Source organism: Agromyces sp. NPDC056523 (assembly GCF_042794545.1).
Classification (GTDB): Bacteria; Actinomycetota; Actinomycetes; order Actinomycetales; family Microbacteriaceae; genus Agromyces.
Map to the genome: position 1 here is coordinate 219,181 of NZ_JBHTTM010000001.1, position 22,346 is coordinate 241,526.

General features: G+C 71.6%; 22 protein-coding genes. 14 read left to right on the forward strand and 8 right to left on the reverse strand.

The window, feature by feature from the left end:
* Positions 1 to 64: 64 nt before the first annotated feature.
* Positions 65 to 1,390, reverse strand: coding sequence for an ABC transporter substrate-binding protein (locus ACFQ58_RS01000; RefSeq protein ID WP_376948646.1), 1,326 nt, complete (start codon positions 1,388 to 1,390; stop codon positions 65 to 67).
* Positions 1,391 to 1,630: 240 nt separating this feature from the next.
* On the opposite strand from ACFQ58_RS01000, the gene ACFQ58_RS01005 reads away from it, so the two are divergent.
* The 7 genes from ACFQ58_RS01005 to ACFQ58_RS01035 all read left to right on the forward strand — a co-directional run bounded on the left by ACFQ58_RS01005 (position 1,631) and on the right by ACFQ58_RS01035 (position 11,772).
* Positions 1,631 to 2,662 carry a LacI family DNA-binding transcriptional regulator gene (locus ACFQ58_RS01005; protein ID WP_376948648.1) on the forward strand — a complete coding sequence of 344 codons (1,032 nt, stop codon included), beginning with the start codon at positions 1,631 to 1,633 and terminating at the stop codon, positions 2,660 to 2,662.
* Between the two features lie 53 nt (positions 2,663 to 2,715).
* A complete protein-coding gene (locus tag ACFQ58_RS01010; RefSeq protein ID WP_376948650.1) occupies positions 2,716 to 5,391 on the forward strand; it encodes a family 78 glycoside hydrolase catalytic domain in 2,676 nt (891 codons plus the stop codon).
* A gap of 84 nt (positions 5,392 to 5,475) precedes the next feature.
* A complete protein-coding gene (locus ACFQ58_RS01015; RefSeq protein WP_376948651.1) occupies positions 5,476 to 5,874 on the forward strand; it encodes an L-rhamnose mutarotase in 399 nt (132 codons plus the stop codon).
* Positions 5,875 to 5,879: 5 nt separating this feature from the next.
* Positions 5,880 to 7,037: an L-rhamnose isomerase gene (gene rhaI / locus ACFQ58_RS01020; protein WP_376950311.1), complete on the forward strand. Its 1,158-nt coding sequence runs from the start codon at positions 5,880 to 5,882 to the stop codon at positions 7,035 to 7,037.
* Between the two features lie 115 nt (positions 7,038 to 7,152).
* Positions 7,153 to 8,121 (forward strand): alpha/beta hydrolase, encoded by a 969-nt coding sequence (locus tag ACFQ58_RS01025; RefSeq protein WP_376948653.1) that lies wholly within the window; start codon positions 7,153 to 7,155, stop codon positions 8,119 to 8,121.
* The gene (locus ACFQ58_RS01030; protein WP_376948655.1) at positions 8,118 to 10,154 is read left to right on the forward strand and encodes a bifunctional aldolase/short-chain dehydrogenase; all 2,037 of its coding nucleotides are present in this window, start codon (positions 8,118 to 8,120) and stop codon (positions 10,152 to 10,154) included. The genes ACFQ58_RS01025 and ACFQ58_RS01030 overlap by 4 nt, the downstream gene beginning before the upstream one ends.
* A 187-nt stretch (positions 10,155 to 10,341) precedes the next feature.
* Entirely contained in the window at positions 10,342 to 11,772 is a 1,431-nt protein-coding gene (locus ACFQ58_RS01035; protein WP_376948657.1) for a rhamnulokinase family protein, read from the forward strand.
* 20 nt (positions 11,773 to 11,792) lie between these two features.
* On the opposite strand, the gene ACFQ58_RS01040 is transcribed toward ACFQ58_RS01035, so the two are convergent.
* Together ACFQ58_RS01040 and ACFQ58_RS01045 are read right to left on the reverse strand one after the other, a co-directional pair.
* Positions 11,793 to 12,374: a hypothetical protein gene (locus ACFQ58_RS01040; protein ID WP_376948659.1), complete on the reverse strand. Its 582-nt coding sequence runs from the start codon at positions 12,372 to 12,374 to the stop codon at positions 11,793 to 11,795.
* 33 nt (positions 12,375 to 12,407) lie between these two features.
* Positions 12,408 to 12,905: a pyridoxamine 5'-phosphate oxidase family protein gene (locus tag ACFQ58_RS01045; RefSeq protein WP_376948661.1), complete on the reverse strand. Its 498-nt coding sequence runs from the start codon at positions 12,903 to 12,905 to the stop codon at positions 12,408 to 12,410.
* 99 nt (positions 12,906 to 13,004) lie between these two features.
* Between ACFQ58_RS01045 and ACFQ58_RS01050 the strand changes: the two genes are divergently transcribed.
* The 4 genes from ACFQ58_RS01050 to ACFQ58_RS01065 all read left to right on the forward strand — a co-directional run bounded on the left by ACFQ58_RS01050 (position 13,005) and on the right by ACFQ58_RS01065 (position 16,751).
* Positions 13,005 to 13,625 carry a TetR/AcrR family transcriptional regulator gene (locus ACFQ58_RS01050; protein WP_376948663.1) on the forward strand — a complete coding sequence of 207 codons (621 nt, stop codon included), beginning with the start codon at positions 13,005 to 13,007 and terminating at the stop codon, positions 13,623 to 13,625.
* A gap of 31 nt (positions 13,626 to 13,656) precedes the next feature.
* Positions 13,657 to 14,580, forward strand: a complete 924-nt coding sequence (locus ACFQ58_RS01055; protein WP_376948665.1) for a 2-hydroxyacid dehydrogenase — start codon at positions 13,657 to 13,659, stop codon at positions 14,578 to 14,580.
* 43 nt (positions 14,581 to 14,623) lie between these two features.
* Positions 14,624 to 15,592 carry a serine hydrolase domain-containing protein gene (locus ACFQ58_RS01060; RefSeq protein WP_376948667.1) on the forward strand — a complete coding sequence of 323 codons (969 nt, stop codon included), beginning with the start codon at positions 14,624 to 14,626 and terminating at the stop codon, positions 15,590 to 15,592.
* A gap of 67 nt (positions 15,593 to 15,659) precedes the next feature.
* A complete protein-coding gene (locus ACFQ58_RS01065) occupies positions 15,660 to 16,751 on the forward strand; it encodes an NYN domain-containing protein (protein WP_376948669.1) in 1,092 nt (363 codons plus the stop codon).
* Between the two features lie 14 nt (positions 16,752 to 16,765).
* Here the strand turns inward: ACFQ58_RS01065 and ACFQ58_RS01070 are convergent, their stop codons facing one another.
* Entirely contained in the window at positions 16,766 to 17,257 is a 492-nt protein-coding gene (locus tag ACFQ58_RS01070) for a DUF1707 domain-containing protein (protein WP_376948671.1), read from the reverse strand.
* 118 nt (positions 17,258 to 17,375) lie between these two features.
* On the opposite strand from ACFQ58_RS01070, the gene ACFQ58_RS01075 reads away from it, so the two are divergent.
* From ACFQ58_RS01075 to ACFQ58_RS01085, 3 genes are read left to right on the forward strand one after another with little or no spacing between them, the layout of a single operon-like run.
* The gene (locus tag ACFQ58_RS01075; protein WP_376948673.1) at positions 17,376 to 18,125 is read left to right on the forward strand and encodes a FadR/GntR family transcriptional regulator; all 750 of its coding nucleotides are present in this window, start codon (positions 17,376 to 17,378) and stop codon (positions 18,123 to 18,125) included.
* 16 nt (positions 18,126 to 18,141) lie between these two features.
* The gene (locus ACFQ58_RS01080) at positions 18,142 to 19,428 is read left to right on the forward strand and encodes an alpha-hydroxy-acid oxidizing protein (protein ID WP_376950312.1); all 1,287 of its coding nucleotides are present in this window, start codon (positions 18,142 to 18,144) and stop codon (positions 19,426 to 19,428) included.
* The gene (locus tag ACFQ58_RS01085) at positions 19,425 to 20,471 is read left to right on the forward strand and encodes a lactonase family protein (protein ID WP_376948675.1); all 1,047 of its coding nucleotides are present in this window, start codon (positions 19,425 to 19,427) and stop codon (positions 20,469 to 20,471) included. Before ACFQ58_RS01080 ends, ACFQ58_RS01085 begins: the two co-directional genes overlap by 4 nt.
* Here ACFQ58_RS01085 and ACFQ58_RS01090 read toward each other — a convergent pair.
* The 4 genes from ACFQ58_RS01090 to ACFQ58_RS01105 all read right to left on the reverse strand — a co-directional run bounded on the left by ACFQ58_RS01090 (position 20,437) and on the right by ACFQ58_RS01105 (position 22,324).
* Positions 20,437 to 20,790 carry a hypothetical protein gene (locus tag ACFQ58_RS01090; RefSeq protein ID WP_376948677.1) on the reverse strand — a complete coding sequence of 118 codons (354 nt, stop codon included), beginning with the start codon at positions 20,788 to 20,790 and terminating at the stop codon, positions 20,437 to 20,439. The genes ACFQ58_RS01085 and ACFQ58_RS01090 overlap by 35 nt on opposite strands.
* Before the next feature lie 109 nt (positions 20,791 to 20,899).
* Positions 20,900 to 21,247 carry a hypothetical protein gene (locus tag ACFQ58_RS01095; RefSeq protein ID WP_376948679.1) on the reverse strand — a complete coding sequence of 116 codons (348 nt, stop codon included), beginning with the start codon at positions 21,245 to 21,247 and terminating at the stop codon, positions 20,900 to 20,902.
* A gap of 1 nt (position 21,248) precedes the next feature.
* Entirely contained in the window at positions 21,249 to 21,722 is a 474-nt protein-coding gene (locus ACFQ58_RS01100) for a hypothetical protein (protein ID WP_376948681.1), read from the reverse strand.
* A gap of 143 nt (positions 21,723 to 21,865) precedes the next feature.
* Complete coding sequence (locus ACFQ58_RS01105; protein WP_376948683.1) at positions 21,866 to 22,324, reverse strand: MSMEG_6728 family protein; 459 nt, start codon at positions 22,322 to 22,324, stop codon at positions 21,866 to 21,868.
* Positions 22,325 to 22,346 lie beyond the last annotated feature (22 nt).

Below are 22,346 nucleotides of genomic sequence, written 5' to 3' on the forward strand. Positions count from 1 at the left end.
CCGGATGAGGCCGCGGGGCGGGGTGACGACCCCGCCCCGCGGCGTGCGTTCGGTGACGTGCGGCCTACCAGCCTTCGAGGCCGAGCTGCTGTGCCTGCTTCTTGACATCCTCGTCGTATTGGGCGGCGCCGTCCTCAGCCGAGGTGATGCCGGAACCCACGGCGACCGTGATCTGCTCGAGGGCCGGGCCCTTGATCGGGGAGAGGAACTCGAGCGCGAGGTTGGTCTTGCCCTCGTCGAAGTACGGCTGCATGTCCGAGACCATGGCGGGCACGTCCTCGGGCAGCTCGCAGCCGTCGATCACGTACGGCCCCTGGGCCGCGGTGGTCTCAGACTGGATGTCGCAGCTCTCGGGCGTGGTGAGGAACTCGAGGAACTTCTGCGCCGCCTCGAGCTGGGCGCCCTCGGTCGACGTCGGGATGTAGACCGTGTTGGTCGGCATCCAGACGGTGAGTCCGTTCGTACCCGCGTCGGGCCCCGGCAGCGGGAACGTGCCGACGACGTCGGCGGCCTCGGGGTTCGTGGTCATGAGCTGCGAGGCGGCGAAGGTGAGGATCGGGTACTGCGCGCCCTGGCCGGTGGCGACCATGGTCACGCCGTCGGGGTACTTCGCGGATGCGAAGTCCTCGTTGTAGAGCTCCTTCTCGAACGCCTCCTGCAGGTGCTCGAACCCGGCGAACGCCGGCTCGTCGACGTACTTGGCCTCGTTGTTCGTGTACTTCTCGGCCCAGTCGGGGTCGTCGGCGAGCACGTTGTTGAAGTCGCCGAGGACGAAGAGCTGCGACGTCCAGGTGTCACCGTACGTCTGCACGATGGGTGCTGCGACGCCGGCCTCCTTGATCGCCTCGCTGTTGGCGATGAATTCGTCCCAGGTGGTGGGGATCTCGAGCCCGAGCTCCTCGTAGATGTCCTTGTTGTAGATGACGGCACCGGCCATCGACTGCCCCATCGGGACGCCGTACGTGCCGTTGTCGGTCGAGACGCTCTTGATGAAGTTCTCGTCGAACTTGTCGACGTAGTCCTGGTCGTCGAGGTTCACGAGCGTCTGGTCGGGGTTGAGCGCCTGCATCAACGACCCCGAGTTGTACTGGAAGAGGTCGTTCATCTCCCCGGTGGACAGTCGCGTCTTCACGACGTTGTCGCCGTCGGCGCCCTGGGGACGCGTCTCGACCTCGATCGTGATGTCTGGGTTGTCCTCCATGAACGCGTCGGCGAGGGCCTCGGCCGTTGCGACCGTGGCCTCCGTGTTGTCGGTCAGGAACGACAGCGTGACGGGGCCGCCGTCATCGTCGGAGCCGCCGCCGGCGCTGCAGCCGGCGAGCGCGAGGGACAGGGCGAGACCGCCTGCGCCGAGGGCGACGAACGTGCGTCGCGGGGTACGGGGGACCATCTTCTCTACCTCCATGTAAAGCAACTGCGCTGTTGGGTGCGCCGACAGGTACTCGGTGCTGTGGCGCGGCCCACGTTACGAGCCCTGCGCTCGGTTTGTCAACCGATCTACACAGATTCTTTGAAACGATTTATGATCGGTGGCGTCGAATGTTGTAGATCGGTCTATCCCAGACGGCGCAAGCGTGTATGGTGACACCGAGGCAGCGCCTCCAGCCGATGACGCGAAAGGGGATGAGGGGTGACCAGAGCCCGAGCAGCGACCATCGAGGACGTCGCACGCGAGGCCGGAGTCTCGCGCGCCGCGGTGTCCAAGGTCATCCGCAACGCCTACGGCGTCAGCCCGTCGATGCGCGATCGTGTGAACGCCGCGATCGAGGCGCTCGACTACCGCCCGCGCATCGCCGCGCGGGCCATGCGGGGCGCGACCTTCACGCTCGGCATCGAGCTGCCGCACATCGGCAACCCGTTCTTCACGAAGATCGTCGCGGGAGCGACGGCCACGCTGCAGGGCACCGAGTACCAGCTGATCATCGCGCCCGCCGACTTCGACGGCGAGGAGGGCGTTCGAGCCCTCGGCGCGCTCGCCGACCGCCAGGTCGACGGCATCGTGGCGATCTCGCCGCTCGTCTCGCCCGAATGGCTCGAGCGCCTCGCCGGGCGCGTGCCCGTCGTCATGATCGGACGTCACGACCGCTCGGCCGCCTACGACACGGTCACCGGCGACGACGCCGAGGGCACCCGGCTCGCGATGGAGCACCTGTTCCAGCTGGGCCACCGCCGCATCGTCCACCTCACGCGGAGCGAGGAGGTCACCCAGCCGGGCTCGGGCACTCCCCATGCGATGCGACTCGAGCAGTACCTCGCGAGCATGCGCGGCGCGGGCTTCGGCGACGACATCCGAGTCGTGCGCACCGGCATGACCGAGGAATCCGCGCGCCTCGACACCCTCGCCCTGCTCGACGAGGAGGTGCCCAGCGCCATCTTCGTCGGCAACGACGAGCTCGCGCTCGGCACCCTCCGGGCCATCGGCGAACACGGGCTCTCCCCCGCCGACGTGTCCATCGTCGGCTACGACGACGTCGACATCGCGAGCCATCCGGCCATCTCGCTCACGAGCGTCGACCAGTCGGGCGTCGCCATGGGCGAGCAAGCCATCCGCCTGCTCCTCGAGCGCATCGCGGGCCGCACCGAGCCCGTCCACTTCTCCGTCGCCCCCATCCTGAGGGCGCGCGGGTCCACGCGACCCGCTCCGGCGCACCCCATCGACTGACCTCATCGGAACGGCCCGAGCGGCGTTCCCGGCTCCACCACGGAAGGACGCGGATGTCCACGCACCTGCCCCCCACTGCTTCGACCGACCCCGGCGCGCGCGTCGACGCGCTCACCTCGCAGTACCCCGCCGGCCTCCTCGGCGTGCCGCGTGACGGGCTTCGGCTCACCTGGCGCTCGAGCGCCGGCTCGCCGCAGGTCGGCTACCAGGTGCGCTGGTCGGGCGCGCAGTCGGGCGTCGCCGAGCCCGTGGCATCCGACGCATCGATCGGCGTGGTCGCTCCCGGCCCCGCGCTCGAGTCGGGCGAGGAGCGCCGTTACGCGGTCCGCATCGCGACCTCCGACGGATGGTCGGACTGGAGCGCCGACCTCGTGGTCGAGGCCTCCGTCGACCCCGACGAGCTCGAGGCCCGCCCCATCGGCGGCTCCGAGCCGGTCGACGGCCCGGTGATGCTGCTGCGAACGGATGTCTCGCTTCCGGCAGAGCCCGTTCGGGCACGCCTGCGCGCTACCTTCTGGGGCGTCGGCGAGCTCCGCATCAACGGTCGCCGAGCCGTCGACGAGCACCTGACGCCCGGATGGACCGCGTACCACGACCGCGTCGTACTCGGCACCTGGGACGTGACCGACCTGCTGCATGCCGGAGACAACGCGCTCGGCGCGCTGCTCGGCGACGGCTGGTTCCGCGGCCGCCTCGGCTGGGAGGACGGCATCGAGCAATACGGCGCCGAGCTCGCGGCCCTCGTGCAGCTCGACGTCGAATGCGCGGATGGATCGCACCTTCGTGTCGCGACCTCGCCGGAGTGGTCGACCTCGACCGGTGGCATCCGCTCGGCGGGGCTCTACGACGGCGTCGAGATCGATCTCCGAGCCGAGCCGGCAGGGTGGGACGCACCCGGGTTCGACGCCTCGTCGTGGACGCCCGCCCGCGAGATCGCGGTCGACACGACCGTCGTCGAGCCGCGGATCGCCGGCGGCGTCCGCACGGTCGGCGAATGGGCCGTCGAACCGCAGCCGCGCGGCGACCACACCCTCCTCGACGCCCGGCAGAACATCGCCGGATGGCTCCGCCTCGTCGTGCGCGGCAAGGCCGGCGAGCGCGTCGAGGTGCGCCACGCCGAGGTGCTCGAGCCCGACGGCGCGATCCACACCAAGGCGCTGCGCACCGCGCGTGCGACCGACGGCTATGTGCTCGCGCATGACGGCGAGACGACGCTCGAGCCGACGTTCACCTTCCACGGCTTCCAGTACGCCGAGGTCACCGGCGCCGAGGTCCTGTCGGCGACGGCGGTCGCGATCTCCAGCGCCGACGCACCGCGCTCGAGCTTCGCGTGCGCAGATCCGCGTCTCGAGCGGCTGCACTCCAATGTCGCCTGGTCGCAGCGCGACAACTTCGTCTCGCTCCCGACGGACTGCCCTCAGCGCGACGAGCGCCTCGGCTGGACCGGCGACGCGCAGGCGTTCGCCCCGGCCGCGTCGACGCTCTTCGACGTCGAGGCCTTCTGGACGTCGTGGATGCGCGACGTCGAGCTCGACCAGGACGACGACGGCGCGGTCGCCGCGGTCGTGCCGAACATCCTCACCCAGGACACCGCGATGCCCAGCGGCTGGGTGCTCATGGGGCGCGCCGGCTGGGCGGATGCGGCGACCATCGTGCCGTGGGCCGTGTACGAGTCGTACGGCAGCACCGAGGTTATCGAGCGCCAGCTCGACTCGATGCGCCGATGGGTCGACCACCTCGAGCGCCGCGCCGGCGCACACGGGCTGCTCCCGACCGAGTTCCAGTTCGGAGACTGGCTCGACCCCGACGCCCCAGGCGAGAAGCCCTGGGAGGCGAAGGTGTCGGCGGACTTCGTCGCCAACGCGTTCTTCGCCCGCAGCGCCCGGCTGCTCGCCGACGCCGAGCGGCTCGTCGGCGATCCCGAGCGGGCCGCGCGAGCCGACGAGCTCGCCGAGCGCGTCGCGCGCGACACGTGGGCCGCGTGGGGCGAGGCCGCCGTCGAGACCCAGACCGGGGCCGCGATCGCGCTCGAGTTCGACATCGCGCCGGCCGCCGACCGCGACCGCATCGGGGAGGCGCTCGCCCGCAACGTGCGCGACGAGCACGGCCGCATCGCGACCGGGTTCCTCGGAACGCCGCTCGTCCTCTTCGCCCTCGTGCACACGGGCCACGTCGACGAGGCGTACCTCATGCTCCTGCGTCAGGCGCCGCCGTCGTGGCTCTACCAGGTCGAGATGGGCGCGACGACGGTCTGGGAGCGCTGGGACGCGATCGCGCCCGACGGCGCCATCCACGCCGGCGACATGTCCGAGGGCAACGGGATGATCTCGTTCAACCACTACGCGTACGGCGCGGTCGTCGACTGGATCTACCGGCACGTCGCGGGGATCGCGCCGACCGCCGAGCGGCCGGGCTACCGCCGCGTGGTGGTCGCGCCGCGTCCGACCGCGAGCATCCCGTGGGCCCGCGCGAGGGTCGAGTCGCGGCTCGGGACCGTCGCGATCGATTGGCGGCTCGCGGACGCCGGCGACCTCGAGATCGACCTCCGGGTGCCCCATGGCGCGGACGCCGTGCTCGACCTTCCGCTGACGCCCGCCTCGATCGTGACGGTCGACGGCACGGCGTGGGACGCGGCTCCCGGGCCGGATGCACTTCTGCCTGCGGGGACGCATCGGATCGTCGTGACCGCCGCCCGCGTGGCCGATCCGGCGGCGCTGCTCGTGGCGTAGTTCGCGGCAAGCGCATTCCTACTTGCGGGGATCCAGTCGGTTGTCTACTCTTGAAACGATTCACGACGAACGGAGCGCTCGACGATGAGCCCAGGCACCACACAGCGGGTCTGCTTCCAGCTGCAGGTCGACCCCGCGCGGCTCGACGAGTACCGCGAGCGCCACGCCGCGGTCCGGCCCGACATGCTGCGTGCCATCGAGGCATCCGGTCGACGCAACTACTCGCTCTTCCTCCGCGAGGACGGCCTCCTCATCGGCTACTACGAGGTCGACGATGACGCGGCGGCCCGGTCGGCGCTCGCGAACGACCCGCGCACCGCCGCATGGGAGGCCGAGATGGCACCGTTCTTCGTCGCCCTCGACGGCGACCGTCCCGACCAGGGCGCCCCGCGCCTTCCCGAGGTGTTCCACCTCGAAGACCAGCTCGCCGCGCTCGATGCGGACGCGGCATCCGTCACCACCACAGAAAGCAGCGACTCGTGAGCACCATTTCGCAGACCGTCCTCGACCAGCTCGAGCTGCAGTCCATCGAACTGCCGAGCTGGGCGTTCGGCAACTCGGGCACCCGCTTCAAGGTCTTCGCGACCCCGGGCACGCCGCGCGACCCGTACGAGAAGATCGCGGATGCCGCGCAGGTGCACAGGTACACCGCGCTCGCGCCGACCGTCGCGCTGCACATCCCGTGGGACAAGGTCGACTCGTACGACGACCTGCGGACGCACGCCGAGGACCTCGGCGTCTCCCTCGGCACCATCAACTCGAACACGTTCCAGGACGACGACTACAAGTTCGGCGCCCTCACGCACGAGGATGCCGCGGTGCGCCGGAAGGCCATCGACCACCACTTCGAGTGCATCGACATCATGCACGCGACCGGCAGCCGCGACCTCAAGATCTGGCTCGCCGAGGGCTCGAACTACCCGGGCCAGGCCGACCTGCGCGGCCGCCAGGACCGCCTGCACGAATCGCTTGCGGAGATCTACGCGCGGCTCGGCGACGACCAGCGCCTCGTCCTCGAGTACAAGTTCTTCGAGCCGGCGTTCTACCACACCGATGTCCCCGACTGGGGCACGAGCTACGCCCAGGTCGCCGCGCTCGGCGACAAGGCCATGGTCTGCCTCGACACCGGCCATCACGCGCCCGGCACGAACATCGAGTTCATCGTCATGCAGCTGCTGCGCCTCGGCAAGCTCGGCTCGTTCGACTTCAACTCGCGCTTCTACGCCGACGACGACCTCATCGTGGGTGCGGCCGACCCGTTCCAGCTGTTCCGCATCATCTTCGAGGTGATCCGCGGCGGCGGCTTCAACCACCCCGACGTCGCGTTCATGCTCGACCAGTGCCACAACGTCGAGGACAAGGTCCCCGGCCAGATCCGCTCGGTGCTCAACGTGCAGGAGATGACCGCGCGGGCGCTGCTCGTCGACACCGACGCACTGCGTGCCGCGCAGGTGTCGGGCGATGTGCTCGAGGCGAACCGCATCTTCATGGACGCGTTCTACACCGACGTGCGCCCGGCCCTCGCCGAGTGGCGCGAGTCGCGCGGCCTGCCCGCCGACCCGATGCGGGCGTTCGCGGCATCCGGGTACCTGCAGCAGATCGCGGCCGACCGCGTCGGCGGCGTGCAGGCGGGCTGGGGGGCCTGACCCCCTCCCACCCCATCACGAGTGGGCGATCTTGGCGGCCCGATCAGCCCCTGCGCCGCCAACATCGCCCACTCGAGGAATCGACTTCGACATCACGCTAGAGAGGAGCAACCGGATGACGCAGCAGACGCCGCACGCGGCCGCCGACGGGCTCCTCGTCCGGACGTACCCGGCGGATGGCGCGACCTCGCGCCCGACCGCCGGGCTCGTCTGGGCGCACGGCGGCGGGTTCGCCGCGGGTGACCTCCACATGCCCGAGGCCGACTGGGTCGCACGCGCGTTCGCGGGTCGCGGTGTCTCGGTCGTCACGATCGACTATCGGCTCGTCGGCGACGGGTCCGGTCGCTATCCCGCAGCCTCCGACGACGTATTGACGGCATGGCGCTGGACGATCGCACATGCCGACGAGTTGGGCGTCGACCCGTCCCGCCTGACCCTCGGCGGCGCAAGCGCGGGCGCGAACCTCGTGACGGGTGCCGTGCTGCGACTGCTCGGCCACCCCGTCCGCTCCGACTCCGCCGGCGGGGCGCATGCGCCCGGCGCTGCACCCGAGGCCGCGCAGGAGACGCGCGCCCCGTCGGCGGCCTCCACTCCGCTCCCTGCGGGCGTCTTCCTCGCCTACCCGACACTGCTCGCAGTGCAGCCGGCACCGAATGCCGCGTTGCGGGCGCTGCTCGACGCGAATCCCGTCTCCGATCGCTTCGGCCCAGACGTCGTCCGCGCGATGTACGAGAACTACCTCGGCGGCCCGGCCGAGGACGCGCCGTTGCCCGCCGTACCCGGCCTCGCGAAGCCCGACGACCTCGCGGGCTTCCCACCCGTCCTCATGGTGAACGGCGAGGCCGACGAGCTCCGCATGTCGGGCGAGGTGTTCGCCGCGACGCTCGCCGCGGCATCCGTGCCCGTCGAGGTCGTCACCGAACCCGGCACCGAGCACGGGCACCTCAACAGACCCGACGAGCCCGCGGCATCCGTCACCGTCGATCGTGTCGTGCGCTGGCTCGCGGGTCTCGAGACGGCCGCTGCGCGACCTCCTCGACCAGCACAGACCACCCTCCGCATCACCGAAGGAATCACCCCATGACGAACCAGGCAGCTGCCGACCTCATCGCGCGGTCGAACCGCCTCGGCGCCGACCCCAAGAACACGAACTACGCCGGGGGCAACACGTCGGCGAAGGGCACCGAGACCGACCCCGTCACCGGAGAGCCCGTGGAACTGCTCTGGGTCAAGGGCTCGGGCGGCGACCTCGGCACCCTGAAGGAGTCCGGCCTGGCGGTGCTCCGCCTCGACCGCATGCGCGCCCTCGTCGGCGTCTACCCGGGCGTCGACCGAGAGGACGAGATGGTCGCCGCGTTCGACTACTGCCTGCACGGCAAGGGGGGTGCCGCGCCATCCATCGACACGGCCATGCACGGGCTCGTCGACGCGGCACACGTCGACCACCTGCACCCCGACAGCGGGATCGCGATCGCAACCGCGGCCGACGGCGAGGAGCTCACGGCGAAGATCTTCGGCGACACCGTGGTGTGGGTGCCGTGGCGGCGCCCGGGCTTCCAGCTCGGCCTCGACATCGCCGAGATCAAGGCGAAGAACCCGCAGGCGATCGGCTGCATCCTCGGCGGGCACGGTATCACCGCGTGGGGCGACACCTCCGAGGAGGCCGAGGCGAACTCGCTTCGGATCATCGACACGGCTGCCGCGTACATCGCCGAACACGGCAAGGCCGACCCGTTCGGCGGGGTGCGCGCCGGCTTCGAGGCCCTCCCCGAGGCCGAGCGACGCGCACGTGCCGCGGCGCTCGCGCCCACCATCCGCGGCCTCGCGTCGACCGACAAGCCGATGGTCGGCCATTACACCGACGCCGACGTGGTGCTCGAGTTCCTGGCATCCGAGAAGGCGCCGGCCCTCGCCGCACTCGGCACGAGCTGCCCCGACCACTTCCTCCGCACCAAGGTCAAGCCGATGATCCTCGACCTGCCGTCGACGGCGACCGTCGAGGAGCAGTTCGCGCGCCTGCAGGAGCTGCACGAGGCCTACCGTGCCGACTACCAGGCGTACTACGACGCGCACGCGGATGCCTCGTCGCCCGCGATCCGCGGCGCCGACCCGCTCATCGTGCTCGTCCCGGGCGTGGGCATGTTCAGCTACGGCGCGAACAAGCAGACCGCGCGCGTCGCCGGCGAGTTCTACGTGAACGCGATCAACGTCATGCGCGGCGCCGAGGCGCTCTCGACGTACACCCCGATCTCCGACGCCGAGAAGTTCCGCATCGAGTACTGGGCGCTCGAGGAGGCGAAGCTCCAGCGGATGCCGAAGCCGAAGACGCACCAGGGCCGCATCGCGTTCGTGACCGGCGCCGCATCCGGCATCGGCAAGGCCATCGCGACCCGCCTCGCCGCCGAGGGCGCGTGCGTCGTCGTCGCCGACCTCGACCTCGAGAAGGCGCAGGCCGCCGCGGCCGAGCTCGGCGGCACGGATGTCGCGATCGGCGTCGCCGCGAACGTGGCCGACGCCGACGGCGTGCAGGCCGCGATCGACGCGACCGTGCTCGCGTTCGGCGGCATCGACCTGGTCGTCAACAACGCGGGCCTGTCGCTGTCGAAGCCGCTGCTCGAGACCACCGAGAAGGACTGGGACCTGCAGCACGACGTCATGGCGAAGGGGTCCTTCCTCGTCGCGAAGGCCGCGGCCAAGGCGCTCATCGAGCAGAAGCTCGGCGGCGACATCATCTACATCGCCTCGAAGAACTCGCTCTTCGCCGGTCCGAACAACATCGCGTACTCGGCGACGAAGGCCGACCAGGCCCACCAGGTGCGCCTGCTCGCGGTCGAGCTCGGCGAGCACGGCGTGCGCGTGAACGGCATCAACCCCGACGGCGTCGTGCGCGGCTCGGGCATCTTCTCGTCGGGCTGGGGCGCCAACCGCGCCGCGACCTACGGCGTGAAGGAGGAGGACCTGGGCCAGTTCTATGCGAACCGCACGATCCTCAAGCGCGAGGTCGTGCCCGAGAACGTCGCCGACGCGGTGTACGTGCTGACGGGTCCCGAGCTCAGCCGCACCACGGGCCTGCACATCCCGGTCGACTCCGGCGTCGCCGCCGCGTTCCTGCGATGAGCACCCCCGCGCCACGCCGAGTTGCCGGTTCCGCCGCGACCGAGGCGCGACCATCCGGCGGAAGTGGCAACTCGCGCATTCGCGTGGCCCGATCGCTCGAGTACGTGAGCGCCCGAGTTGCCGGTTCCGCCGCGACCGAGGCGCGACCATCCGGCAGAAATGGCAACTCGACCACGAGGGCGACGCCATGAGCGGCGGGGCGGTCGCCGCGGTCGACCTCGGGGCGACGAGCGGGCGGGTCATCGTCGGGCACGTCGACCAGGCGGCCGGGCGGCTCGACCTCGACCACGTCGCCCGGTTCCCGAACGGGCCCGTGCGGCTCGCCTCGGGCCTGCACTGGGACTTCACGGGCCTCTCGCGCGACCTCACGCGCGGCCTCGCCGCCGCGTTCCGCGGCGAGCCCGACGTCGCCTCGATCGGCGTCGACTCGTGGGCGGTCGACTACGGCCTGCTGCGTGGCGGCCGGCTCCTCGGCGAGCCGTTCCACTACCGCGATGCGCGCAACGACGCCGCGGTCGAGGCCGTCCATGCGCGGGTGCCGTTCGCCGAGCTCTACCGTCGCAACGGCCTGCAGTTCCTGCCGTTCAACACCGTGTACCAGCTGGCGGCCGAACAGGCGAGCGGATGGCTCGACCTCGCCGACTCGCTGCTCCTGATCCCCGACCTCATCGGGTTCCAGCTCACGGGCGCCCGCGTCGCCGAGCGCACGAACGCCTCGACGACGGGCCTCGTGGCTGTCGAGTCCGGCGAGTGGGACGACGACCTCGTCGAGCGGCTCGGCTTCGCGCCATCCGTCTTCGCCCCGCTCGTGAACCCGGGCGACTCGCTCGGCGGCCTGCGCACGGAGGTCGCGGACGACCTCGACGCGCCCGCCGGCATCGAGGTCGTCGCGGTCGGCTCGCACGACACCGCGTCGGCCGTCGTCGCCGTGCCCATGCGCGCCGAGTCGGCGGCGTACATCTCGTGCGGCACGTGGGGGCTCGTCGGCGTCGAGCTCGAGCGCCCGGTGACGACGGATGCCGCGCGCGAGGCGAACTTCACGAACGAGGGCGGCGTCGACGGGCGCGTCCGGTTCCTGCACAACGTCATGGGCCTGTGGCTGCTGTCGGAGTCGGTGCGCTGGTGGGAGCGGGACGGAGATGCGATCGACCTGCCCGAGCTGCTCGCGGCCGCGGCATCCGTCACCGGTCAGGTCGCGGTGTTCGACGCGAACGACCCGAGGTTCCTGGCTCCCGGCGACCTGCCCGGCCGCATCGCCGAATGGTGCCGCGAGCACGACGTGACGGCGCCGCAGACGCGCGCCGAGTTCGCCCGATCGATCGTCGAGAGCCTCGCCGAGGCGTTCGCAAACGCGGTGCGCATCGCGTCGGTGCTCTCGGGCGTGGATGTCGCGACGATCCACGTCGTCGGCGGCGGCGCGCTCAACGAGCTGCTGTGCCGGCGCACGGCCGACCGCTCGGGGCTCCCCGTGCTCGCCGGACCGGTCGAGGCCACCGCGATCGGCAACGTGCTCGTGCAGGCCCGCGCGCAGGGGTTCGCCGAGGGCGACCTCGAGTCGTTGCGCGCGCTCGTGGCGCGGGCGTTCGCGCCCGTGCGATACGAGCCGTCGGGGCGTTGAGCGGGGCTCGCGTGGGTGGCTCAGTGCCCGTGCGCGAGCTGCTGCAGCACGACCACCGCGAGGCCGAGCGCGACGAGTGCGCCGAGCCCGAGCAGCTGTTTCCACCAGGGTGCATGAGTGCGACGGACCGCGACGTACCCGATGAGCCCGAGCGTCACGAGGTAGACGATCGACGCGGCCCGGAGCGCGCCCTCGAGCTCGAACACCCCGAACGCGGCGAGCGCGAGCAGGATGAGCGGCACGCCGGCCGAGGCGATCGCCGAGCCCGAGATGCGCAGCATGCGGCCGAGCTCGTCGCGGTCGGGGAACGCCGCGTGCACCGCGAGGTGCGCGACGACATCGGCCACGAAGCCGGCCGCCGTGATCGCGACGATGCCGACGAGCAGCGTGAGGGTCGCGCGGGTCGCACTCACGTGCTCGACGTTCGCGTGCTGCACGAGCACGATCGCCAGGCCGGTGAAGGTCGCGTAGACGCGCTCCTTGAGCGCGGCGGCGAGCTCGTCGACGGGCCGCTCGCGCTGCCCCGGCGGCGCGCCGGGTACATCTGCGCGACGCGCGCGCCCGCGATCACCTCGGTCGTCGGCAGCAGCGGCCTCGTCCATGGCCGTCACGGTAGCAGCCGACCCGGCGGCCGATCAGGCCATGGCGGATGCCGCAGCCGGCGCCCGCCCGCGCGCCTGCTCGGTGTCGCGCATCCCGAGCACCGAGACGCCGACGCCGTAGGTCACGAAGTCGCCGCGCGGATGCACTCCGACGCCCACGAGGGCGCCCCGCTCGCCGCCGTCGGTCACCTCGAGCCCGTGGAGCAGCGCTCGGCTCACGTCGGGTGGCAGGTCGGCGACGGGCACGGTCTCGGCGTCGCCGCAGAACGTGATGGTCGCGGCGGGGACCTTGATCCACGGCATGAACGGCACGCGCTTCGCGATGGGCACGGTCACCGACACCGACGGGTTCGCGGCGATGTGCCGCGCCTTCCACTCGCGGTCGTTGGTCGTGAACCACAACCGCCCCTCGTGCACGTGGTGCATGACGCCGGCCGTGCGCGCCTCGCCGCGCGCCGAGACCATGCCGATCACCATGAAGTTCTCCCTGGCGATGGCGTCCCAGACGGCCTCGCTCGTGATGTCGACCATTCCGATCACTCGCTTTACATTGTCAAGGCTTTACGATGTCAAGCAGGGTACGACGGGCGACTTGACAATGTCAAGCGCTTCGCCCGGATCGGAGGCGCGATGACGCAGATGGCGAGCCCCACGAGCGCCGGTTCTCCCGGCCGCGCGGCGCTGCTCCGCGCGATGGAGGAGCTCGCGCGCGTGCAGGGCGTGAACAACGTCGGCCTCCGGGAGGTCGCCCGTCGCGCCGGGCTCTCGCACGCGGCGCCCACCCACTTCTTCGGCAGCAGGGAGGGCATGATCCGTGCGCTCGCGTTCGAGGGCCTGGCGCTGCTCGACGACGAGCTGTGCACGGCGCAGGAGCGGGCCGCGCACCTGCCCGGCCGCGAGCGCCTGGTCGCCGACTCGATGGAGTTCGTGGCGTTCGCCCAGCGGCATCCGGCCCACTACGACGCGATGTTCCGCACTCCCTCGTCGGCGGCCGGCGACGACATGCTCGAGCGGGCGCGACTCGCCGCGCTCGACGGACTGCGCGCGCTCGTCGTCGAGGTGCACGCCGCGGGCGACATCCGCGGCGACGTCGAGACCACGTTCCTGCAGCTCTGCGCGATGAGCCACGGCATCGCCTCGCTCGCGGTCGACGGCCTGTTGCACGGCTTCGACGAGCTCACCGAGACGCCGGATGCCGCGGCCGACGTGGCCGAGCGCATCATCCGCGCCCAGGTGGCGCAGCTGCCATGACCCGCGACCACCGCTCTGGGAGGATGGCCCGATGACCCGACGCCTGCTCGTGACCGTGCCCGGAGAGACGCTGCGCCGCGCGATCGGCGAACCGCCGGATGGCGCAGACATCGAGCTCTGGGACATGTCGACGCCGGCACCGGCCGACCGCATCGACCTCGTGGTGCCGCCCTACATGGGCGCAGCCGAGCGGCTGAGCGCGCTCGAGGGGGTCTCCGCGCGGCTCGTGCAGTCGCAGTCAATCGGGTACGACGACGTGCCCGATGCCCTGCCGGCCGGACACGTGTTCGCGAACGCGGCATCGGTCCACGAGACGTCGACGGCCGAGCTCGCGCTCGCGCTCGTGCTCGCCGCGCAGCGCGGCATCCCCGGCTTCGTGCGCGCCGCCGCCGAGGGTCGGTGGGCGCCGGCCCGGCACGCGAGCCTCGCCGACCGCCGGGTTCTGCTGCTCGGCTACGGCGGGGTCGGCCGCGCGATCGAGGCACGGCTCGCGCCGTTCGAGGTCGAGGTCGTGCGGGTCGCCACCCGGGCCCGCGAGGACGACCGCGGACGCATCCACGGCATCGACGAACTGTCCGCCCTGCTTCCCACGGCCGACATCGTGATCGTCGGCGTGCCCCTCAACGACGCGACGACCGGGTTCGTCGACGCCGCCTTCCTCGCGGCACTGCCCGACGGCGCACTCGTCGTGAACGTCGCACGCGGCAAGGTGGCCGACACCGACGCCATCCTCGCCGAGGCAGCGTCCGGGCGCCTGCGCTTCGCCCTCGACGTCACCGATCCCGAGCCGCTCCCCCAGGGCCACCCGCTCTTCGCGCTGCCGAACGTGCTCATCTCGCCGCACGTGGGCGGTGCGTCGACCGCCATGATGCCGAGGATGGCGCGCCTCGTGCGCACGCAGATCGAGCGGATGCTCCGCGGCGACGAGCCGATCAACGTCGTGCTGCGTACCTGAGCCGCACGCACCTCACGATTCCCACCCGCACGAGAGGACTCCCATGCCGCAGTTCGACCACGCCTTCGACTGGGTGCGCCGCCATGTCGACGACGGCCCGCTGCCGACCGCCGTGCTCGGCGTCGCGACGGCCGAGGGCGTCGTCGCCCTCGACGCGTTCGGCGCGGCATCCGTCGATGACCACTACCCGCTCTTCTCGATCACGAAGCCGATCGTCGGCTTCGCGGCACTGCGCCTCGTCGAGCAGGGCCGCCTGACCCCCGAGACCCCGCTGACCCGGGCCATCCCGTCGTTCGGCGCCGACCGCGACGACATCGTGCGCCTACGGCATCTCGCGAGCCACACGTCGGGCATCGTCGAGCCGCCGCTCGACACGCCGCGTGGCCTGCGCACCTCGCTGCTCGAACCGGGTCGCGACTTCGCGGCGGGCACGGTCTCGCGCTACTCGACGATCGCGTTCGAGGGCATCGCCGCGCTCATCGAGGATGCCTCGGGCGCGCCCTGGGAGCGAGCCGTGGCCGAGGTCGGCGAGCGAGCGGATGCCTCGGGCCTCACGTTCGACGACGTGTCGCCGCACGCGCCGGTCGACGCGGGCGAGCAGGGGCTCGACTGGGCGCGCATGGCGGCGCTGCGTCATCCGGGTGCCGGCCTGTTCGCGCGAGCCGCGGACCTGCTCGGCCTCGGCAGCGCGCTGCTGCGCAACGACGGGTCGGTCGTCTCGCCCGTCACGTTCGAGGCGATGCGGCGGCCGTTGACCGCCGGCTTGCGGAAGCTCGAGCCCTACGTCGAGTCGCGCGGGCAGGACTGGGGCTTCACCTGGAACGTGCGCCACTCGGCGCCCGGGCTGCTCGCGCGCGACACGTTCGGTCATGGCGGCTGGGCCGGCACCGAATTCTGGATCACGCCGTCGCTCGGCGTGTGCTTCGTGTTGCTCACGAACGTCGGGGGCGGCATCGGCCGCTTCGGCCTCGACGCCGACGAGCTGCACAACGCCGTGGCTGCGGCCGCCTGAGCTCGGCCGCTGGGCGAGCGTCCCCCGCCGGGCCTACGATCGGAGGACACCTCGACGGAAGGTCGACATGCCCGCTTCGACGGAACCACGGGTCGCGCTGTACTTCGACTTCGACAACATCGTCATCTCGCGCTACGACCAGCTGCACGGCGAGGGCGCGTATCGCAAGGACACGAGCCGCACGAAGACCGTGCAGCCGGGGACCCAGGCGTGGAAGCGGCTGCAGCAGGCGACCGTCGACATCGACGCCGTGCTCGACTTCGCGGCCACCTTCGGCACGATCGCGATCGCGCGTGCCTACGCAGACTGGTCGACGCCGGTGAATGCGAGCTACCGCAACCAGCTCATCGACCGCGCGGTCGACCTGGTGCAGCTCTTCCCGTTGTCGGCGACGAAGAACGGCGCCGACATCCGCCTCTCGGTCGACGCGATCGAGGACCTCTTCCTCATCGAGAACCTCTCCAACCTGGTCATCGTCGCCGGCGACTCCGACTACGTCGCGCTCGCGCAGAAGGCGAAGAAGCTCGGTCGGTACGTCGTCGGCATCGGCGTCGCGGGCGGCACGAGCCGGGCGCTCACGGCGGCGTGCGACGAGTACGCCGACTACGACGCACTGCTGGCGACGGATGCCGCGGTGCGGGACGACGAGGCCGAGGCCGCGCCAGGCGGCTCCGAGTCGAAGGCGTCCGGCGGCACGGCCAAGGCCGGCGCTGCACCGGCTGCCGAGGCCGTCGCGGCGCCGGCAGCCCCCGCGCGGCGCCGCCGCGCATCGTCGAAGACGGTGACGGATGCCGCGGCCGCCGACGCTCCGCCGGAGGCTCCGGCGAAGGAGCCCGCGGCGCCCAAGAGCTCGTCCAGGGCGGTGCAGTTCGTGGCCCCGGCCGAGTCGGGCGCTGCAGACGATGCGACCGCGGGCACGACGCGCAACCCGGGCCGCCTGCTCCTCAAGGCGCTCGAGCTGCTGCGCGCGAAGAACGACCAGGAATGGCAGGACTCGAGCGCGGTGAAGAACCAGATGCTGCGAATGGACCCGTCGTTCCAGGAGCGCCGGCTCGGCTTCCCGACGTTCACCGACTTCCTGAAGTCGCGCGGCGGCGTCGTCGAGCTCGACGAGACGCCCGGCAACAACCGGGTGCGGATCCGCGCGAAGAAGGGCTGACCCGACGCCGCGCCTCAGGTGTCTCGATCGGGCCTGCCGCCCGGGCCGTAGATGATGATCGCCACGACCGGGACCAACAGGAACCACAGCCACGACCAGGCGAAGCCGCCGTTGAAGCCCGACCAGAAGAACAAACCGAGGGCGATGAACGGCGTGAGCGCCATGATGGTGTCGCCCATGCGGCCACCGAGCGCGCGCGACCCGCGCACCGGCGGGGGCGCCGGCGGCAGTGGGCCGGCGGACGGCGGCGGGAGCGTGCCGGGCCCCGGCAGCACGGTCGGCTGCGGGGTTGCGGATGGCGTGGGCGCGGCCTCCGGCAGGTCGGCGAACAGCGGCACCAAGTCACCGCGCGTTACGGCGCTTCGCACCGAGGCGGCGCGCTGCTCGTACTCCGTCGGCGTCAGCCGACCTTCGATCTGGGCCTCGGAGAGCCGGGCGATGGCCTCCTCGCGCTCGGCGTTGCTCAGCCGCTGGTCGGGGCGGTCGGGGTTCGCGTAGCCGTTCATCCGGCCAGCGTGCCCGTCGCGCCATCCCGCCGATAGTGCCGAAGGACCCCGCTGTCCTGTGGTCAGACCACATCTGCTACTGTGGTCTGACCACAGGTCACGCGATGGAGGGAGCGGCATGGGCGACGAGGCATCCGCCCGCTCGATCGAGCCGCGCGCCTGGGAGGCCGTGCTCGAGCACATCGAGCGGAAACTGCTCGACGGCGAACTCGCGCCCGGCGATCGACTGCCCGGCGAGCGCGCGCTCGCGTCGGAACTCGGCGTCGGCCGGTCCAGCGTCCGCGAGGCGCTCCGCGTGCTCGAAGTCCTGGGGCTGATCCGCACGCACACCGGATCCGGCCCGACCGCCGGCGCGATCATCATCGCCACGCCCGGGGGCGGCATGAGCGCACTCATGCGACTGCAGGTCGCCGCTCGCGGGTTCCCGGTCGACGACATCGTCGCGACCCGGCTCGTGCTCGAGGCGCACGTCGTGGGCGACCTCGCCGCGGCATCCGGCACCGATCTCGCCGCCGCCGACCGCCTGCTCGACGCCATGGACGAGCCCGCGCTCGATCCGGCCGAGTTCCTCGCGCTCGACGCCGCCTTCCACCTGGCGCTCGCCGAGGCATCCGGCAACCAGGTCGTCACCGCCACCATGGCCGGCCTCCGCAGCGGCATCGAGGGCTACGCCCTCGCCGGCAGCGGCCGCCTCGGCGACTGGCAGGCCACGGCGGCCCGGCTGCGCAGCGAGCATCGCGGCGTCGTCGAGGCGATCCGAGCAGCGGATGCCGCGACCGCCCGGCGACGCATCCACGACCACATCTCGCGCTACTACGCCGAGATCTCCCCCGACCGCGGCGCCGCGAGCGCCATGCGCACCCCCTAGGAAAGTGAGCAGCACCATGGTCCAGCGCCAGTTCCCGAACCCGCGCGAGCTCGCCGAGCTCATGCGGTTCAAGAAGCCGACCCTGAACCCCACCGACCGTCGCCTCGAGAAGGCGCTCACGATCGCCGACCTGCGCGACATCGCCAAGCGCCGCACGCCCAAGGCGCCGTTCGACTACACCGAGGGAGCCGCCGAGGGCGAGCTGTCGCTCACCCGCGCCCGGCAGGCGTTCCAGGACGTCGAGTTCCACCCGTCGATCCTGCGGAACGTGCCCGTCGTCGACACGAGCCGCGAGGTGCTCGGCGGCCCGAGCGCGCTGCCGTTCGGCATCGCCCCGACCGGCTTCACGCGCCTCATGCAGACCGAGGGCGAGGAGGCCGGCGCGGGCGCGGCGGCGGCCGCGGGCATCCCGTTCACCCTGTCGACGCTCGGCACCACGTCGATCGAGGGCGTGAAGGCCGCGAACCCGAACGGGCGCAACTGGTTCCAGCTCTACGTCATGAAGGACCGCGAGATCTCCTACGAGCTCGCACGCCGCGCGGCGGCGGCCGGCTTCGACACGCTGTTCTTCACGGTCGACACCCCGGTCGCCGGTGCTCGCCTCCGCGACAAGCGCAACGGCTTCTCGATCCCGCCGCAGCTCACTCCCGGCACCGTGATCAACGCGATCCCCCGCCCGGCCTGGTGGATCAACTTCCTCACGACCCCGAAGCTCGAGTTCGCCTCGCTCTCCTCGACCGGGGGCACGGTCGGCGAGCTGCTCGACGCCGCCATGGACCCGACCATCTCGTTCGCCGACCTCGACGTGATCCGCGAGATCTGGCCGGGCAAGATCGTCGTGAAGGGCGTGCAGACCGTCGAGGATGCCAAGCTCCTCGCCGACACGGGCGTCGACGGCGTCGTGCTCTCCAACCACGGTGGCCGCCAGCTCGACCGCGCGCCCATCCCGTTCCACCTCCTTCCCGACGTCGTCCGCGAGGTGGGGAACGACATGGAGGTGCACCTCGACACGGGCATCATGAACGGCGCCGACATCGTCGCCTCCATCGCGCTCGGCGCGCGCTTCACGCTCATCGGCCGCGCCTACCTCTACGGCCTCATGGCGGGCGGGCGGCGCGGCGTCGACCGCACGATCGCAATCCTGCGCACCGAGATCGAGCGCACCATGAAGCTGCTCGAGGTCGCCACGCTCGACGAGCTCTCGCCGAAGCACGTCACACAGCTCACGCGACTGCAGCCGATCGCCCGCCCGGTCGCCGACGCCGCCGAGCTCGCGGCATCCCGGTTGCCGGTGCAGCTGTGACCGCGTCGGCGCGACGATTCGCCCTCGGGTCGTATACGCCCGACGGCCCGGGTCCCGCCCTGCACCTCGCGGAGCGCTCGGAGTCCGGCGAGTGGCGGATCGTCGCGTCGACCACCGCCTCCAACCCGTCGTTCGTCGCGCGATCGGGCGAACTGCTCTTCGCTGTCGGCGAGGACGCATCGGGGTCCGTCGCGAGCTTCCGCATCGTCGAGGGCGGGGCGGATGGCGCGGGCGCCGCACTCGAGCCGGTCGACTCGGTCGAGCACGGCGAGGCGGACCCGTGCCACATCGCCGTCGACGCGGCATCCGGCCTGGTGCTCGTCGCGAACTACACAGGCGGCTCGGTCACGGCCGTGCCGTTCGAGTCGTCGGGTGCGCTCGGCCGCCCGGCCACCCTGCGGCTTCCCCCACGCACGGGGCCGGTGACCGACCGGCAGGATGCTCCGCACGCGCACCAGGTCGTGCCGACGCCGTGGGGCACGCACCTCGTCAGCGACCTCGGCGGCGACGCGATCCACGAGCTTGTGGTCGAGCGGGCGACGGATGTCTCGGGGCCCGCGCTGCGCATCGTGCGCACCATCGACGTGGCACCGGGCACCGGACCGCGCCACCTGCTCGTGCGTTCCGGGTTGGTCCACGTCATCGGCGAGCTCGACGGACACCTGCACACGTTCGAGGTCGACGCGGCGAGCGCGCGGCCCGCCGGTACGGAGCCGGTGGTGGTCGATCCGTCAAACGGCGCCGACGACGTGGTCCAGCCGTCGCACCTCGACGCGAGCCTGTCGGGGCGGCTGTTCACGGCACTCGTGCGCGGGCGTGACACCGTGAGCGTCTTCGAGGCCACGGATGCCGCCCGCCCGCGCCTCGCGTCGGAGCACCCGATCGGCGCCGCCTGGCCGCGCCACCACGCGCACCTCGACGACCGCACCGTCGTCGTCGCCGCCGAACGGACTCACGCGCTCGTCGAGGTCGACCTCGTCACCGGCGCCGCCCGCCGCGTGCTCGAGGTCACGTCGCCCACGTGCGTGCTGCCCCTCGACTGAGACGTTCGCGCGACGACGGTCGCGGAGTGCCGTCGCGGGTCGCGTCATCCGCCCCCCTCGCACCCGACCGGTAGCGGAGGAACCACGCGAGCATCAGCGCCGACGCGACCAGGTAGAACCCGTGGAGGAACCAGATCGGGCCGACCGGCAGGCTGAACACGTACAACGAGTAGATGAGGTTGCCCGCGTTCGTGGTGGCCAGGTTGCCGAGGCTGTACGACGAGAGGTCCTTCGTGCGCGCAGCCTTCACCAGCATGGGCAGGTAGCTCAGGGCGAAGAGGCCGGTCGACATGGCGCCGGCGAGGATGGCGACGTCCATGCTTCGACCGTAGAGCCCGCACCCGGTCCCGCCATCGGGAGAATCGCCCATTCCCGAGAACAGCGACCCGGAACCTCTCTCAGGGCGGACCCGCAACCGGCCGCTCCGCTCAGTCCCCGTCGATGAGGTCGAGCAGCTTCTTCGCGGCGTCGCGGATCTCGTCGTGGTCGTACTGGCCCGCGCGACTCTCGAGCGAGATCACGGCGCACCGGTGCACCTTGGCGAAGTCGCCGTACGGGAAGGAGTAGGCGCCCTTGGTCTCCTGGTTCTCGTCGTCGTCGATGCCGAGGTGCCAGTGGCGGAACTCCGTCCAGCCGTCCTTCTCGATGACCCGGTTCTCGTCGTCGGTGCTCGGCGCGTGCTCGCTCCAGTCATCGCGTTCGTCGCGCACGACCTTGCCGTCGCGGACCAGCGATCGGGCGTGCCGGAGCGCGGTCTCGTTCAATCGGATGCCCACGTCAGGCTCCCTTCGCCTTCATGCTGCGCACGCGCTGCTTCGCGGTCTTGCGCGCCTGTTCCTTGTCGGTCGGCGTCAGGATCGCCGCCAATGCGGTGCGGAAGCCGCTCAGGACGGCCATCTTCGACGGCTGCTTCACCTGCGCCCGCTGCTGCTTGATGGTCTTCGAGCGGCGGCGGCTCCGCGGAGCGTCGCTCGACGAGGCGCGGCCGCCCGCGGTGCCGTACCGGACGGACACTCGCTCGAGCCGGGCGGACGAGCGCCGCGCGACGCGACGGGCCGCGAGCGGGCTGCGGGACGCATCCTTCTTCGCCCGGCCGATGCGCTCGGCCTCGGCCTTCTCCGCGGCCTTCACCTTCGACTTGGCGGGCTCGGGAAGCGAATCGGCCAGCTTGCGGGTCTCCTTGCCGGCCCGCTCGGCCTCCTTCACGGCGCGCTTGGCGGCACGTCGGATGTCTCGGTCGGTCTTCGGCATCGGGTCCTCCTGCTTCGTCAGCACGCGCAGCGCGGATCCGCGGTGCGCGTCGCACGCTGCCGGTCGTTCGCGAGGCTACGCCGCGTCGCATCCGGGGCCCAACCCCTTGACCGCGGACCATTCGCCGGTCAGGCGTACCGCCCTCAGACGATCGTCTCGTGGCCCGGCGGCCACACGTACGGCAGGTCGGGCGGCACGTCCGAGGCGATGCCCGCGTAGAACTCCGGGTCCTTCCGCAGCAGGTTGGATCGGTGCGAACGGTGGAACTCCTCGTCGCCGACCCACGCCGGAACCGGGCAGTCGCCGGCGCGGTACGCCGCCGAATCGAGATGATCGGCATCGAGTTCGGCGAGGGTCTTCACCCGGCAGGTGTCCGCGTGCCCGCGGCCCTCCCACTCATCGCACACGGCGTCCTGGTAGACCATGAGCGCGGGGCGGAACCCCCGCCACATGCGCACGACCGGATGGTGGCGCCATCCGTAGTTCGGGATCGTCAGTGCCCGCATCACCTGCAACGTCTCGACGCGCTGCTTGCCGAGCCGCACCGTGTCGAGCACGGACGCGCTGCGGCCGAAGTCGGCGTACGGGAGGAAGGTCTGCACGGGATGCCCCCTCCCCGTCGTC